This is a genomic window from Enterocloster sp. OA13, assembly GCF_022440595.1.
In the GTDB taxonomy this organism is placed as follows: Bacteria; Bacillota; Clostridia; order Lachnospirales; family Lachnospiraceae; genus Enterocloster; species Enterocloster hominis.
In genome coordinates, this window is the sequence record NZ_JAKNTF010000001.1 from 6,625,137 (window position 1) to 6,639,554 (window position 14,418).

The following is a 14,418-nucleotide window of genomic DNA, read 5'->3' on the forward strand; positions in this document are numbered from 1 at the left end:
AAACTTAAAGGTTTTGGAGGAGGATCGGTCTATGAAAATCATCATGTTAGGCGCTCCGGGTGCAGGTAAAGGCACCCAGGCAAAAAAGATTGCAGCAAAGTATCAGATACCCCATATTTCCACCGGAGATATTTTCCGTGCAAACATTAAGAATGGAACGGAACTGGGTATGAAAGCAAAAGCATTTATGGATGCAGGCGGACTTGTACCGGATGAGATAACCATCGGCATGCTGCTTGACCGCATCCATGAAGCTGACTGTCAGGACGGATATGTACTGGATGGGTTCCCAAGGACCATTCCACAGGCAGAGAGCCTTACAACGGCCCTGGGCCAGATGGGGGAGTCCATTGACTACGCCATCAATGTGGATGTGCCGGATGAGGACATAATCAACCGTATGGCAGGACGCCGCGCATGCCTGGCATGCGGCGCGACCTATCATATTGTATATAACCCTCCAAAAAAGGAAGGCATCTGTGATGTATGCGGCCAGGAGCTGGTACTCAGGGATGATGACAAGCCGGAGACAGTTAAGAAGCGCCTTGATGTATATCATGACCAGACCCAGCCTCTTATCGAGTATTACCAGAAAGCAGGCGTTTTGGCTGAAGTAGACGGAACCATGGATATGGAAGATGTGTTCCAGGCCATTGCTAAGATTTTAGGAGCATAAAGAATGGTAACAATTAAATCAGAACGGGAAATTGAGTTAATGCGGGAAGCCGGGAAGATCCTTGCCAGCGTCCATGAGGAACTGGGCAAGGCAGTAAAGCCGGGCGTATCCACCAAAGAAATTGACCGAATCTGCGAAGAGATGATCAGGAGCCATGGATGTATTCCTTCCTTTTTAAACTATCAGGGTTATCCGGCTTCTGTGTGCATCTCCATCAATGACGAAGTAGTGCATGGAATACCGGATAAGCACAGATACCTGGAAGAGGGTGACATCGTCAGCCTGGACACAGGTGTCATATGGAAGGGTTACCAGTCTGATGCAGCCAGGACCCATATGATTGGGGAAGTGGATGCCCAGGCCAGGAAACTGGTAGAGGTGACAGAGCAGAGCTTTTTTGAAGGAATAAAGTATGCAAAAGCTGGCAATCATCTCAATGATATATCCAAAGCCATCCAGGAATATGCGGAAAGCTTTGGCTTCGGTGTGGTCCGTGACCTGGTGGGACACGGAATCGGGACAGAGATGCACGAAGCACCGGAAATCCCGAATTTTTCCCAGCGGCGCAAAGGCATAAAGCTGGCACCGGGAATGACACTTGCAATTGAACCTATGATTACTGCAGGTCGCTATGATGTAGCGTGGATGGATGACGGATGGACCGTTGTGACAGAGGACGGCTCACTGGCATCCCATTACGAGAATACCATCCTGATTACGGATGGAGAGCCTGAGATTTTATCGCTGTAGCAGAGGTGACCCTATGGTAGAGTTTAAAGAAGCCGGCCTGGTAAAAAGTTTGGCAGGTCACGACAAAGATGAACTGTATATCATAATCAGTGTCCAAGGGGAATATGTTAATCTGTCGGACGGCAGGAAACATCCCCTTAGTAAACAGAAACGCAAGAACAGGAAACACTTGCAGCTCACAAGTGAGTACGATGAAACCTTGAGGAAAAAGCTTACAGAAGGCGGGACGGTGAGCGACGGGGAAATAGCATCCTTTATCCGCACCCACAAGCAGTAGGAGGTAAAAAGAGAATGTCAAAAGCAGATGTAATTGAAATTGAAGGAACTGTAATCGAGAAATTACCAAACGCCATGTTCCAGGTCCAACTGGAAAACGGCCACCAGGTACTGGCACATATCAGCGGAAAGCTTCGTATGAATTATATCCGTATCCTGCCAGGCGACAAAGTTACCATTGAGTTATCCCCATATGATCTGTCCAAGGGAAGGATCATCTGGAGAGATAAATAAAGGCGGCAAGCCGCCACTACCCAAACGGAGCCGAAGGCGGAGTTCGGGTTTCCCGTTGGCACAGTGATACAGTGCACCAGCTTTCGGGAAAAACAAAAAAACATAGATAAAAAGTGCTTGCATTTATCCTGAATTTTTGGTATAATGCTTGAGCAACTTTGTTGGTCTATAGAAAGGAGAATTACTGTGAAGGTTAGATCATCCGTAAAGCCGATCTGCGAAAAGTGCAAGATCATAAAGAGAAAAGGCAGTATCAGAGTAATTTGTGAAAATCCAAAGCATAAACAGAGACAAGGTTAATTAAAATTAGGAGGTGTAATACACACATGGCTCGTATTTCAGGTGTTGACTTACCAAGAGAAAAACGTGTTGAGATTGGTCTCACTTACATCTACGGAATCGGTAGAACAAGTTCCAACCGTATCTTAACAGAAGCTGGCGTGAACCCAGATACTCGTGTTAAGGATTTAACCGATGATGAGGTGAAGAAGCTGGCAACCATCATTGCTGAAACCCAGACTGTTGAAGGTGATCTCCGCAGGGAAATCGCTATGAACATCAAGAGGCTTCAGGAAATCGGATGCTACAGAGGAATCCGTCACAGGAAGAGCCTTCCGGTCCGCGGGCAGAAGACAAAGACCAATGCAAGAACCTGCAAGGGACCAAGGAAGACAGTAGCAAACAAGAAAAAGTAATTTAGCAACACGGTAACAGAATTCGATTTGCATGTTTTAAAAACAGGAAGAGCGAATTCAAGAAAATGAGAAAGTAGGTTAGTTTAAAATGGCTAAAAAAGTGTCCACGACTAAAAAAGTTACAAAAAAGCGTGTGAAGAAAAACGTTGAACGCGGACAGGCACATATCCAGTCATCTTTTAATAACACAATTGTTACATTAACTGATGCGCAGGGTAACGCCTTATCATGGGCAAGTGCCGGTGGTCTGGGATTTAGAGGTTCAAGGAAATCTACTCCTTATGCAGCTCAGATGGCAGCAGAAACTGCTACGAAGGCAGCTCTTGTACATGGCTTAAAGTCAGTAGACGTTATGGTTAAAGGTCCTGGTTCAGGACGTGAAGCTGCAATCCGTGCCCTTCAGGCATGTGGCTTGGAAGTGACCAGCATTAAGGATGTAACACCGGTACCACATAACGGATGCCGTCCGCCAAAACGTAGAAGAGTCTGATGAACTTAATTAGGAGGTAATTAAAGTGGCAGTAGATAGAGTTCCTGTTCTTAAAAGATGTAGATCCCTTGGACTGGATCCGGTCTATTTAGGAATTGATAAAAAGTCAAACAGAGAATCAAGAAGAACAAATAAGAAGTTAAGTGAGTACGGCATGCAGCTGAGAGAAAAGCAGAAAGCCAAATTCATTTACGGTGTGTTAGAGAAACCTTTCCGTAACTACTATGCAAAGGCTTCCAAGATGAACGGTATGGTTGGTACCAACCTTATGATCCTTCTGGAGTGCAGACTGGATAACGTACTGTTCCGCATGGGCCTTGGACGTACACGTAAGGAAACCAGGCAGATTGTTGACCACAAGCATATCCTGGTTAATGGCAAGCCAGTTAATATCCCGTCCTACCAGGTTAAGGCCGGCGATGTTATCGAGGTAAGGGAGAAGTATAAATCTGCTCAGAGATACAAAGACATCCTGGAAGTAACCGGTGGACGTCTGACTCCAGCATGGCTGGAAGTAGATCAGGAAAACCTGCGCGGCACTGTTAAGGAAATGCCGACCAGAGACGAAATTGATGTTCCAGTAAACGAAATGCTTATCGTCGAGTTGTATTCCAAATAATCCTGCCATTCTCTATAGATTGTACAAGGCATGCCTGTTCCTCACCGGACAGGCGTGCTTTGCAGGACATGGACCCCGGACTTTCTTTGGTTTGGGTATGTTCTGCTGTGTGCAGGTTTTATATCCCTCGAGATTTGATAGAAACCCAAAAAGGAGGGGCTATTAGTGTTCGATTTTGAAAAACCAAACATTGAAATCGCAGAGATTTCAGAAGACAAGAGATACGGCAAGTTTGTAGTTGAACCACTTGAGAGAGGTTACGGCACTACGCTGGGCAATTCCTTAAGAAGAATCATGCTTTCTTCTTTACCCGGAGCCGCAGTGAGTCAGGTAAAAATCGATGGCGTTTTGCATGAGTTCAGTTCCATTCCTGGAGTAAAGGAAGACGTAACTGAGATTATTATGAACATCAAAAGCTTAGCGATCAAGAACAACAGCGATACCGATGAACCAAAAGTTGCATACATTGAATTTGAGGGCGAAGGTGTAATTACTGCAGCAGATATCCAGGCAGATGCTGATATTGAAATCATGAACCCTGACCAGGTCATCGCAACCTTAAGCGGCGGCACGGACAGCAAGTTCTACATGGAGCTTACCATTACAAAGGGCCGTGGATATATCAGCGCTGACAAGAATAAGAACGACGATTTACCAATCGGCGTCATTGCAGTGGATTCCATTTATACACCGGTGGAGCGTGTCAATATGGCTGTTACCAACACCCGTGTGGGACAGCAGACTGACTTTGATAAACTTACACTTGAGATATATACCAATGGCACCCTGGCTCCCGATGAGGCAGTCAGCCTGGCAGCCAAGGTACTCAGCGAGCATCTGAACCTGTTCATTGACCTTTCCGAGAATGCCAAGACCGCAGAAATCATGGTAGAGAAGGAAGACAATGAGAAGGAAAAAGTGCTTGAGATGAATATTGACGAACTGGAGCTTTCCGTCCGTTCATATAACTGCCTGAAGAGGGCCGGAATCAACACCGTGGAGGAACTGTGCAACAGGACTTCCGAGGATATGATGAAAGTCCGTAACCTGGGCCGCAAGTCCTTAGAGGAAGTGCTGGCTAAGCTGAAAGAGTTAGGCTTACAGTTGAATCCAAGTGATGATAACTAAGCACCAATAAAGTGATAGTTACATGTTAACACCCGGCCAGTAAGACCAAAGATGCGTGGCTGAGTAACCAATAAATGTTAAGTGGGCTTAAATGCCTGAACCAGTAAGTCCAATGAAGCATGGTGAAGGTGTTCCACTGATGGAGGAAAATTACAATGGCAGGATATAGAAAATTAGGAAGAACTTCCGACCAGAGAAAGGCTTTAATCAGAAGCCAGGTAACCGCACTGTTATATCACGGACATATCAGGACAACTGAGACCAGGGCTAAAGAAATCCGCAAGGTTGCAGAAGGCCTGATTGCAATGGCTGTGAAGGAAAAAGACAACTTTGAGACCGTTAAGGTTACTGCCAAGGTTGCCCGCAAGGACAAAGACGGCAAGAGGGTAAAGGAAGTTGTTGACGGCAAGAAAGTTACCGTATACGACGAAGTTGAGAAGGAAATCAAGAAGGATCTGCCTTCCAGGCTGCATGCAAGAAGACAGATGTTAAAGGTTCTCTACGGAGTGACCGAGGTTCCTTCCACACCAGCCGGCAAAAAGAAGAACACCAAGTCCGTTGACCTGGTAGCAAAGCTTTTTGACGAAGTTGCCCCTAAGTATACAGGACGCAACGGTGGTTACACCAGAATCATTAAGGTTGGCCCTCGTAAGGGTGATGCCGCAATGGAAGTTCTGATTGAATTAGTATAATGATGTGATTCAGATGACTGCAGATACGCATAGGTGTGTCTGCAGTTTTTTCGTTCCATGATTTTGTGTCAAAAACATCCCCCGGCCATAAAATTGACAGAACTTCGATAGAATAGAGAAAATATCGCAAGATAATCGTAAGTTGACGTAAAACTGCCTTCTGGGCTATAATGGAACCAGAAAAAGAATATTCAGGGGGATACCTGTTTTTGAGGAGGTTGAGATTTCATGAAAAACATGAAACGGTTATTATGTATGGCATTGGCTGCCGGTACACTGATGACAGCAATGCCCATGCAGTCTTTGGCTGCCAGCGACTATAAATATATCACCAACATTTCTTTGAAGGTGAGTATTGATTTGGATTCCGGGGATGAGATTAACAGCGGGGACAGTCTTGGTACCAGTTCAAGCGACAGCGGGAGCAAGGTTTATACATCTTCCAGTAAGTATGAGGTAGAGTCGGCCGAATGGTCCAATGACAGGGAGGTCGGTATTGGGGATACGCCCAAGATAACGGTTTACCTGGATCCCAACACATCCAGCAGCAGCGCTTATGAGTACCGGTTCCGCAGCAGTTACAGCGCCAGCAGCGTAAGCGTAAGCGGAGGTATTTTCGTATCAGCATCCAGGTCAGGGGACCAGCTGAAGGTGGTCCTTAAGGCAACCGGTATCAAAGGAACCTATGACCCGCCTGAGGATGCCGAGTGGGGCAGCAGCAGGGGCAGGGCCAGATGGGAAGAAGCAGAGAACACATCCGGATACTATGATGTGTATCTGTACAGAGGGTCTTCCGTGGTGAAGAAACTGGAAGACTACAAGGGAACCTCCTATAATTTCTACCCATACATGACCAAGGAAGGCGATTATTCCTTTAAGGTAAGGACGGTTCCCCATACGGATGAGGAGAAAAAGTACGGCAAGAAGAGCGAATGGACAGAGGCCGGGGATTTATATATTGCCGATGACGAGGTTTCGGACGGCAGCGGCCAGGATAATGGAGGCAGTACCCCCAGCGGCGGCAATACGGATGTCGGCTGGCGCAAGGAAGGCGATTCCTGGTACTTCCGGTATCCGGACGGCAACATGCAGAAGAACGGCTGGCTGAAGTGGAATGACAAGTGGTATCTGTTTGACAGCACAGGCAGGATGCTGACCGGCTGGCAGCAGACCGGCGGACAGTGGTATTACCTGGGCGAAAGCGGGGACATGAAGAAGGGCTGGATAAAGAGCGGCAACATCTGGTATTACCTGAATCCCAATGACGGCGGACCGGAAGGCGCCATGGTCAAGAGCAGCTGGCTTACCATTAACGGCAAGACTTATTTCCTGAATGAAAGCGGCGCAATGGTAGAAGGATGGTATAAGGTAGAGAACAACTACTATTATTTCTATCCGGGAGACGGTTCCAAGGCCGTGTCCACATCCATTGACGGTTTCCATCTGGATGCCAACGGAGTATGGCAGCACTGATGGGATATATATGAATGATTGGATATATGAAGTTTGTGGGAACGATGTGAGGAAAAGTTGGGTGGCGGCATTTTTCATAGAAGATATCAAGAAGGATGGCTGAAAGGAGATACTATGAAAAAAAGCAGGTATTTAGTGACTGCTGCTGCAGCATTATGGATGGCAATTGGCCTGGGCATGACAGCCCAGGCTAAATCCACATATATGCTGGAGATAGCCAATCAATATGACAGCGAAGGGACCAGCAGGGATGATAATGACAGGAATAAGGTGCATCCCCTGGAACCGGATGTGTATGTGGAGGATGCTTCCTCGGATACCATTGAGATGCTGTCCGCAGTAACCTGGTCCAAAAGCCCTGAGGACTGGACTGCGGGCAGTGAGGTAACAGGCACCGTATATCTTGGAAGCAGTACCGGACTTAACAAGGGCAGCCTGGGGATTAAGGTGGCTGACGGCCGCAACGATGCGGAAATCACCTCTTTGAAGAAGTATACGGGCAGTAAGTATGAGACAGACCAGGATTATGTCTATACAGTCAGATTCACCTACCAGGTGGCAGCCATGCTTGGGAGCACCACGTGGGCTGGCTGGGACAGCGCCAATCCGTCGGTTGCATCCTGGAACAGCGTGAAGTCTGCCAATACCTACCGGGTGGTGCTCTACGATGACCAGGGTTCGGTGGTCAGCCAGATTGTGGAAGGGGCCACCTCCTATGACTTCTCACCGTTCATGACTAAGACCGGGGTACAGTACTACTTCGAGGTAACCGCAATTGCCCGTAATGGGAACCAGCGGGATTATCTGGAAGACGGCGCGCCGGTAAGTTCCTTAAGCTCCCAGGCCGCGGACCCGGGCATCACGGATGGCACCTGGGGGGATTACCAGCAGGGACGGCGTTTCACCTATAAGGACGGAACAGTGGCTGCCGGCAAATGGGAACGCATCATGGGCAAATGGTATTATTTTAATACGGATGGGTATGCGGTGACCGGCTGGAATGAGATTGACGGCAAATGGTACTATATGTATGAGGACGGCTCAATGGCGGCAGGTACGGCTACGCCGGATGGGTTCGCGGTTGGAAGCGACGGGGTCTGGACGGAGTAAGGGGCAGGGAAGTATTCATCTGCGATGGATTGGGGTTAAGATATGCCAATTGCCGGCCAGGCCGTATGAATGGAATTGAAGGACAGTAAAATAAAAATGAGTCCCTGGAGAACAGTTGTTTTTTAGGAACTCATTTTTTCATGCTTTCTTTCTGAAAAAGTATCCGGACATATTGATTTATCCGTCTTCATTACATATTTTATCTATACTACATATAAGAAAATCAAATAGACACCCGGATATCAATCGTGTATACTGAGATTAAATGTAATTAGTGCCCACTGGCACTATGTTTCTGAGGGTCTTGTATGGGAGCAGGGGGATGAAATGAAAAAAAGGGGATATTTGGCTGCGGCATTCATTTTATTGGCCGCAGTATTTGGCTTGTCTGGCTGTGGGGACAGGGAGAATGGCGGACTGGATCCCAAGTCACCTGCGGTCGTCACGGTATGGCATGCATATAATGCAGTGGCAAAGGCACAGTTTGATGAACTGGTCATGGAGTTTAATGAGACGGTTGGAATGGAGCAGGGGATTGTTGTGGATGCGGTGGGGTATGGTTCCAGTGAAGAGCTGGAGGACGTGCTTTATGCTTCTGCCAACCAGGTAATCGGTTCGGAACCATTGCCGGATATATTTGCTTCTTATCCGGATAATGCGTACCGGCTGGACAAAATCGCCCCTTTGGTCAACATGGATGATTATTTTACAGAGGATGAACTGAAGGATTACCGGCCGGAATTCCTGGAGGAGGGGATATGGGATGATGCGTCCTGTAAAATGATACCTGTATCAAAGTCCACGGAACTCTTATATCTGAATAAGACGGATTGGGAAAAGTTTTCCAGGGAGACAGGGGCATCGGATGATCTGCTTTACACCTGGGAAGGCCTGATAGAGGCTGCGGGTATGTATTATGAGTGGTCGGGAGGGAACCCCTTCCTGGGGATGAATTCATATAATGATTATGCCATCCTGACAGCTGCCCAGATGGGTACGCAGGTATACCGGGAAGTGGATGGAAACATGGAGTTCTGCTATCCTGAGGAGATTGCCAGAAAGGCCTGGGATGCCTATTATGTCCCGCATATACTCGGATGGTTTGAGAGCAGGGTATATAATCAGGATGGGATTAAAAGCGGCAGGCTGATGGCCTACATCGGTTCCTCGGCAGGCGCCGGGTTCTTTCCCAGGGAAGTGATAGAGGATGAGAATCAATCATATCCCATTGAATGTGCAAGTTTTCCCTACCCCACATTCCGGGGCGAAACTTCCTATATGACCCAGCGGGGCGCCAATATGGCTGTATTTGAATCAGACCATGTGCACGAATATGCCTCGGCCCAGTTCCTTAAGTGGTTTACACAGCCCGAGCAGAATATCCGGTTTGCGGTATCCACAGGGTATCTTCCCGTAAAGACGGCTGCCCTGGAATCAGTAGACGGGCTTTTAAAACAGACGGGTGATGCTGAAAATGCAGAAATGGTGGAACACAGTATAGAAACAGAGCTGAAAGCCATGAGGGAACAGGAATTCTACATCAAGAAGCCCTTTGAGGGTTCCTATGATATGAACCAGATATTCACCTCATCCCTGGAGAATAAGACTGCCCTGGACCTCCATGAACTGAACCGCCGGGTGGAAGAAGGCGGGAGCCGTGAAAAAGTGGAGGCAGGGCTTTTGGGAGAGGAGAACTTTAAAGCGTGGTATGGAAGCCTCATGAGAGAAATGGCTGGTAGAACGGATGGGTAAAAAAAATGTAAGCGGTTCAATTGCATTTAAACTGGCTGTGGTGTTTATTTTCTTTGCGGTTTTCCAGAGTATCCTCCTGGCGTCCCTGATGGTATCGGGAGGTGTCCTAAAGCAGGCCAAGGCGAACCAATACAGTATTTTTTCCGAAAAGGTCAATGGACGCAGTGATAACCTGGAAAATCAGATGAAGAATATCTGGACGAATCTGGATTATGATATGGAGCAGATCAGCCGGTATTTTGAAACAATGGAACAGGACGGTTCTCCTGAAAATGCGGATGCGATACTGGAAGAGCTGGCCCCCCTGGTTATGGACACCTTATTCCGGGCAAAGACAACAGGGGCATTCCTGGTGATGCCTGGTCAGGGGACGGAAGGGGACGGCGCGCTGCCTGCATTATATTTCCGCAATAATAATCCGGACCGGAACAGCAGGGAGAATTCCAATCTCTACATGCTGGTGGGGCCTTGGAATGTGGCGGAAAAGATGGAGATTGCCACCACCGCCAACTGGAGTTTCCGCCTGAATATGAATGGGTCCAACCGGGATTTTGTGTATAAGCCCTATGAGGCTGCCCTGGATCATGGAAAATCACGGTGGCTTGGGTATTGGAGCAGCCCCTTCCAGGTGAATCCACAGGATGAGGATGTGATTACCTACTCCACACCGCTGTTTGGGGCGGACGGAAAGGTGAAGGCCATATTCGGGGTGGAGATATCCGTGAATTACCTGTACCGCTTCCTTCCGGTTTCCGACCTGCAGACATCGGATTCTTACGGATATATCATAGGAATCAGGGATGGGTCAGGAGAGATAAGGGCAGCCGTCACCCATGGCGCCATGCAGAGGCGGATGCTTCAGGAGGGGATGCCCCTGGACCTGGTGGAGGTGGATCAGGGGAATTCCATTTACAGGCTTTTGAACCATAAAAGCAGCGAGGATGTATATGCCTGCCTGAATCCCATGGGCATGTACTACCACAACACTCCCTTTGAGGAGGAGGAGTGGTTCCTTATAGGGTTAATGGAAGGTCCGGACCTTCACCAGTTCCCTGAGAAGATAGGAAGGATCCTCAGCTATTCATTTCTGTCATCACTGATAATCGGATTCATCACAGCCATCATAACCAGCCAGTGGTTTACGCGCCATGCCAAACTGATTGAACTGGCAGGACTTCCGGTGGGGGCTTTTGAGATGCGGGCCCATTCCAAACGGGTCTACATGACCAGCCAGGTTCCGCGGCTTTTAAACCTTACCAGGGAACAGGAAAGAAGGTTCAGCAGGGATAAGGACCTGATGTGCGCGTTCTTAAAGGAACTTGAAGCTTCTGAGTCCGGTGAGGAGGGCGTCTACAGGATGTATGACATGGGGGAGGTCCGCTGGATTAAAATTGCCCAGAAAACATCAGGCAGCCCAATCCGGTGCGTGGTTGAGGATGTGACGGATGAAATCCTCCAGACAAAGGCCCTGAGGAAGGAACGTGACTGGGATGGGCTTACCGGTGTTAAGAACAGGATGGCTTTTGGCGAGACCATGGAGCGGATGGGAGCACATCGGGAGGAGTACCAGTCGGTTGCGCTCATCATGTGCGACCTCAATGACCTGAAAGGAGTCAATGACGCATTCGGTCATGACAAGGGGGATGAGTATATCTGCGCAGCCGCAGAATGCATCAGGAAGGCATTTCCCGATGGCCATGTATTCCGTATTGGCGGGGATGAATTTGCCGTTATGCTGACCGATGTATGGCCGGATAAGGCCAGGGAAGGAATAAAGGTCCTGGCGGAGGGGATGGAGGCGTACAGTGACGGCTGCTGCTTTGATGCGTCCGTTGCGGTGGGGATTGCATTTTATGATCCGGATATGGATGCTGGACTGGATAATACATTGTCCAGGGCGGATGCCGATATGTATGCCAATAAAAGGAAGATGAAGCGGTGATAAGATAAAAGGCGGGAATAAGGAAGATAGTATTTTCCCTGTTCCCGCCTTTGTTTTTTTGCATTGCTGTTTATGGGGGTTCATACGCCCTTCGTCCGCTTCACACCACGCTCTGGTTGTTCTGCAATGCCGCTGCGTGGTAATGTTCAATGGCCAGTTCGATGAAGGCTTTGCCGGCCTTTGTAAGGTAATGGCCTTTCTTATAGGTTGCGCACAGCTCCCAGAAGGGCCGGGAGGGAAGGTAGAAATAGGCCACGTCCTGCTGCTCCTTGGCATAGTTGTGGGTAATCAGGGAGCAGGCCATCCGGTTCTTAACCATGTTGCACAGGGTCAGGTTGCTGGACGTCTCGAAAAGGATGCGGGGCATGAATCCGGCTTCCTCAAAGAGGGGGTCGATGACGGTGCGCAGGGTGGAATTTTTAAACATGAGCACGAACTGCTGGTCCTTAAAATCCCTCAGGTCCGCGGTGGCAAAGGGCTGGCCCGGCGGATTGGCATGCTTTGCCAGGGGATGGGAGCGGGGCACGGCCAGAAGGATATTCTCATAGTAGATATGGACGTATTCATCATTGGTCTTGTCCTTCTCGCTGAGCGTGACAAAGCCCAGGTCCAGATATCCCTTGGAAATCATGGACTGCTGTGTCTTGACGCCGATTTCCTGAGGCTCTATGGTGATGTGGGGGAACTGCTGGTAAAACTTCGGGTAAATGCTCATAAGCATGCTGATGCCGCGCTCAGGCGTCAGGCCCACGGACAGGCGCCCCACCTTGTTGTCCGCCATGTCATTCAGTATGTCGTAGGCTTCCTGCTTCAGCATAAGGATCTGGCGCGCATACTTCACATAGACCTTCCCTGCCTCCGTAAGCCTCAGGTCATTCTTGCTGCGGTGGAACAGCTGGATGCCCAGTTCGCTTTCCAGCTTTAGCAGCTGCTGGTTCAGGCCGGACTGGGAGATGTAAAGGCGTTCCGCTGCCCGTGTTATACTGTTCTCGTCTGCTATCTTCACGATGTATTCCAATTGTTTTAAGTCCATATGCCCTCCATGATTCCTCCAATCGCACATGACTAAGTTTTACTTAGTGTTAAAATCGAAACTAGTAATTTGACTTAGTCCTATATATTTTATACAATAAAGATGTAAAAAACACAAGGACAAATTACAAAATGACGGTTAAGTTCTTGTTAAGCACCAAACGTATTTTAAAATAACACATATATTTTTTGCTGGGAGGTAAAGAGAATGTCACCAACAATTACTAAAATGGAAGTGTGGCCGGTAGCTGGTCAGGATTGTATGGAGCTGAACCTCAGCGGGGCCCATGCGCCGTATTTTACCAGGAACGTGGTTATCCTGTATGCGGATAACGGTGAGACAGGTGTGGGTGAGGTCCCGGGAGGACAGAAAATCACAAAGGCACTGGAAGAGTGTATCCCCCTTGTGGTGGGCACCAAGGTAGCAGAGTATAAGAGCACGCTGCTGAAAGTGAAGAAGCACCTGGATGCAAGAGGGGAAGAGGATGTGAGGGGAAACCAGACCTTTGACCTGCGTACCGGAGTCCATGTACTGACTGCGATTGAGGCTCCAAGCCTGGATCTTCTGGGCAAGCACCTGGGAGTTCCCGTGTGTGAGCTTTTAGGGGAAGGACAGCAGAGGGATAAGGTGCGTATGCTGGGCTATCTCTTCTTTGTGGGGGACAGGAATAAAACAGACCTTCCCTATGTGTCTGAACCGGATGCGGACTGCGAGTGGTACAGAATCCGCCATGAGGAAGCCCTTACGGCTGATAAGATTGTTGCATTTGCAAAGGCCACAAAGGAAAAGTACGGATTTGAGGATTTTAAATTAAAAGGCGGTGTCCTTGCCGGCAATGAGGAGATGGATGTAATCCGGGCACTGAAAAAGGAATTCCCCAATGCCAGGATTGACCTGGATCCCAACGGAGGCTGGCTCCTTGAGCAGGCAGTGGAATACGTAAAGGGAATGCAGGGCATCCTTACTTACTGCGAGGACCCATGCGGGGCAGAGGGCGTGTACTCAGGGCGTGAAATCATGAGCGAGTTCCGCCGCCGTACCGGTTTCCCCACAGCTACCAACATGATTGCAACGGACTGGAGGGAGGTTGGACATTCCCTGGAGTCACAGGCAGTGGACATCATCCTGGCAGATCCCCACTTCTGGACCATGGCCGGTTCCGTAAGGGTTGGACAGCTGTGTCATGACTTCGGTTATACCTGGGGTTCACATTCCAACAACCACTTTGACATCTCCCTGGCCATGTTCACACAGGTGGGTGCAGCCGTACCGGGTGAGTACAATGCACTGGATACCCACTGGATCTGGCAGGAAGGCCTTGAGCGCCTGACCAAGGAACCGCTTCAGATCGTGGATGGCTGTGTGGCTGTTCCTAAGAAGCCGGGACTTGGGGTAGAGGTTGACATAGACCAGGTTAAGAAAGCAAACCAGATATACCTTGAGAACTGCCTGGGGGCCAGAAACGATGCCATGGGCATGCAGTACCTGATCCCGGGATGGAAGTTTGATCCAAAGCGCCCCTGTCTGGTAAGATAACGGAAGGGACCT

General features: G+C 48.8%; 16 protein-coding genes. 15 read left to right on the plus strand and 1 reads right to left on the minus strand.

The genetic code is table 11. The features are described 5' to 3' along the window. The first annotated feature begins 31 nt into the window (after window positions 1-31). The 14 genes from MCJ35_RS29765 (at window position 32) to MCJ35_RS29830 (ending at window position 11,837) form a co-directional block, all read left to right on the plus strand. The gene (locus MCJ35_RS29765) at window positions 32-676 is read left to right on the plus strand and encodes an adenylate kinase (protein ID WP_008726443.1); all 645 of its coding nucleotides are present in this window, start codon (window positions 32-34) and stop codon (window positions 674-676) included. A 3-nt stretch (window positions 677-679) separates the two neighbouring features. After that, a complete protein-coding gene (gene map, locus MCJ35_RS29770) occupies window positions 680-1,426 on the plus strand; it encodes a type I methionyl aminopeptidase (protein ID WP_008726444.1) in 747 nt (248 codons plus the stop codon). A 13-nt stretch (window positions 1,427-1,439) separates the two neighbouring features. After that, window positions 1,440-1,703 carry a KOW domain-containing RNA-binding protein gene (locus tag MCJ35_RS29775; RefSeq protein WP_008726445.1) on the plus strand — a complete coding sequence of 88 codons (264 nt, stop codon included), beginning with the start codon at window positions 1,440-1,442 and terminating at the stop codon, window positions 1,701-1,703. Window positions 1,704-1,717: 14 nt separating this feature from the next. Further along, window positions 1,718-1,936, plus strand: coding sequence for a translation initiation factor IF-1 (gene infA, locus MCJ35_RS29780; RefSeq protein WP_008726446.1), 219 nt, complete (start codon window positions 1,718-1,720; stop codon window positions 1,934-1,936). 186 nt (window positions 1,937-2,122) lie between these two features. Further along, window positions 2,123-2,236, plus strand: a complete 114-nt coding sequence (gene rpmJ, locus MCJ35_RS29785; RefSeq protein WP_003497809.1) for a 50S ribosomal protein L36 — start codon at window positions 2,123-2,125, stop codon at window positions 2,234-2,236. A 26-nt stretch (window positions 2,237-2,262) separates the two neighbouring features. Beyond that, complete coding sequence (rpsM, locus tag MCJ35_RS29790) at window positions 2,263-2,631, plus strand: 30S ribosomal protein S13 (RefSeq protein WP_008726447.1); 369 nt, start codon at window positions 2,263-2,265, stop codon at window positions 2,629-2,631. 88 nt (window positions 2,632-2,719) lie between these two features. Next, on the plus strand, window positions 2,720-3,121 hold the full coding sequence (gene rpsK / locus MCJ35_RS29795) for a 30S ribosomal protein S11 (RefSeq protein ID WP_007869284.1): 402 nt from the start codon (window positions 2,720-2,722) through the stop codon (window positions 3,119-3,121). A gap of 25 nt (window positions 3,122-3,146) precedes the next feature. Then, window positions 3,147-3,740, plus strand: a complete 594-nt coding sequence (rpsD, locus tag MCJ35_RS29800; RefSeq protein ID WP_008726448.1) for a 30S ribosomal protein S4 — start codon at window positions 3,147-3,149, stop codon at window positions 3,738-3,740. Between the two features lie 165 nt (window positions 3,741-3,905). Further along, on the plus strand, window positions 3,906-4,868 hold the full coding sequence (locus MCJ35_RS29805) for a DNA-directed RNA polymerase subunit alpha (RefSeq protein ID WP_007869282.1): 963 nt from the start codon (window positions 3,906-3,908) through the stop codon (window positions 4,866-4,868). 155 nt (window positions 4,869-5,023) lie between these two features. Then, on the plus strand, window positions 5,024-5,560 hold the full coding sequence (locus MCJ35_RS29810) for a bL17 family ribosomal protein (protein ID WP_008726450.1): 537 nt from the start codon (window positions 5,024-5,026) through the stop codon (window positions 5,558-5,560). Window positions 5,561-5,788: 228 nt separating this feature from the next. Continuing rightward, window positions 5,789-7,033: an N-acetylmuramoyl-L-alanine amidase family protein gene (locus MCJ35_RS29815; RefSeq protein ID WP_008726452.1), complete on the plus strand. Its 1,245-nt coding sequence runs from the start codon at window positions 5,789-5,791 to the stop codon at window positions 7,031-7,033. 114 nt (window positions 7,034-7,147) lie between these two features. Then, the gene (locus tag MCJ35_RS29820) at window positions 7,148-8,143 is read left to right on the plus strand and encodes a hypothetical protein (protein WP_025483875.1); all 996 of its coding nucleotides are present in this window, start codon (window positions 7,148-7,150) and stop codon (window positions 8,141-8,143) included. Window positions 8,144-8,470: 327 nt separating this feature from the next. After that, a complete protein-coding gene (locus MCJ35_RS29825; RefSeq protein ID WP_025483874.1) occupies window positions 8,471-9,895 on the plus strand; it encodes an extracellular solute-binding protein in 1,425 nt (474 codons plus the stop codon). Continuing rightward, on the plus strand, window positions 9,888-11,837 hold the full coding sequence (locus tag MCJ35_RS29830) for a diguanylate cyclase domain-containing protein (RefSeq protein WP_025483873.1): 1,950 nt from the start codon (window positions 9,888-9,890) through the stop codon (window positions 11,835-11,837). Before MCJ35_RS29825 ends, MCJ35_RS29830 begins: the two co-directional genes overlap by 8 nt. Before the next feature lie 100 nt (window positions 11,838-11,937). Here the strand turns inward: MCJ35_RS29830 and MCJ35_RS29835 are convergent, their stop codons facing one another. Next, window positions 11,938-12,870, minus strand: coding sequence for a LysR family transcriptional regulator (locus MCJ35_RS29835; protein ID WP_025483872.1), 933 nt, complete (start codon window positions 12,868-12,870; stop codon window positions 11,938-11,940). A gap of 207 nt (window positions 12,871-13,077) precedes the next feature. Here MCJ35_RS29835 and MCJ35_RS29840 point away from each other — a divergent pair, with 207 nt between their 5' ends. Next, window positions 13,078-14,406: an enolase C-terminal domain-like protein gene (locus tag MCJ35_RS29840; RefSeq protein ID WP_025483871.1), complete on the plus strand. Its 1,329-nt coding sequence runs from the start codon at window positions 13,078-13,080 to the stop codon at window positions 14,404-14,406. Window positions 14,407-14,418: the final 12 nt, after the last annotated feature.

What these genes read in the sequence shown, in the direction of transcription:
- MCJ35_RS29765 (WP_008726443.1), top strand. Translation starts at nt 32, where the DNA reads ATGAAAATCATCATGTTAGGCGCTCCGGGTGCAGGTAAAGGCACCCAG.
- MCJ35_RS29775 (WP_008726445.1), top strand. Translation starts at nt 1,440, where the DNA reads ATGGTAGAGTTTAAAGAAGCCGGCCTGGTAAAAAGTTTGGCAGGTCAC.
- MCJ35_RS29815 (WP_008726452.1), top strand. Translation starts at nt 5,789, where the DNA reads ATGAAAAACATGAAACGGTTATTATGTATGGCATTGGCTGCCGGTACA.
- MCJ35_RS29810 (WP_008726450.1), top strand. Translation starts at nt 5,024, where the DNA reads ATGGCAGGATATAGAAAATTAGGAAGAACTTCCGACCAGAGAAAGGCT.
- MCJ35_RS29840 (WP_025483871.1), top strand. Translation starts at nt 13,078, where the DNA reads ATGTCACCAACAATTACTAAAATGGAAGTGTGGCCGGTAGCTGGTCAG.
- map (WP_008726444.1), top strand. Translation starts at nt 680, where the DNA reads ATGGTAACAATTAAATCAGAACGGGAAATTGAGTTAATGCGGGAAGCC.
- MCJ35_RS29820 (WP_025483875.1), top strand. Translation starts at nt 7,148, where the DNA reads ATGAAAAAAAGCAGGTATTTAGTGACTGCTGCTGCAGCATTATGGATG.
- rpsM (WP_008726447.1), top strand. Translation starts at nt 2,263, where the DNA reads ATGGCTCGTATTTCAGGTGTTGACTTACCAAGAGAAAAACGTGTTGAG.
- MCJ35_RS29835 (WP_025483872.1), bottom strand. Translation starts at nt 12,870, where the DNA reads ATGGACTTAAAACAATTGGAATACATCGTGAAGATAGCAGACGAGAAC.
- MCJ35_RS29825 (WP_025483874.1), top strand. Translation starts at nt 8,471, where the DNA reads ATGAAAAAAAGGGGATATTTGGCTGCGGCATTCATTTTATTGGCCGCA.
- MCJ35_RS29830 (WP_025483873.1), top strand. Translation starts at nt 9,888, where the DNA reads ATGGGTAAAAAAAATGTAAGCGGTTCAATTGCATTTAAACTGGCTGTG.
- rpsK (WP_007869284.1), top strand. Translation starts at nt 2,720, where the DNA reads ATGGCTAAAAAAGTGTCCACGACTAAAAAAGTTACAAAAAAGCGTGTG.
- infA (WP_008726446.1), top strand. Translation starts at nt 1,718, where the DNA reads ATGTCAAAAGCAGATGTAATTGAAATTGAAGGAACTGTAATCGAGAAA.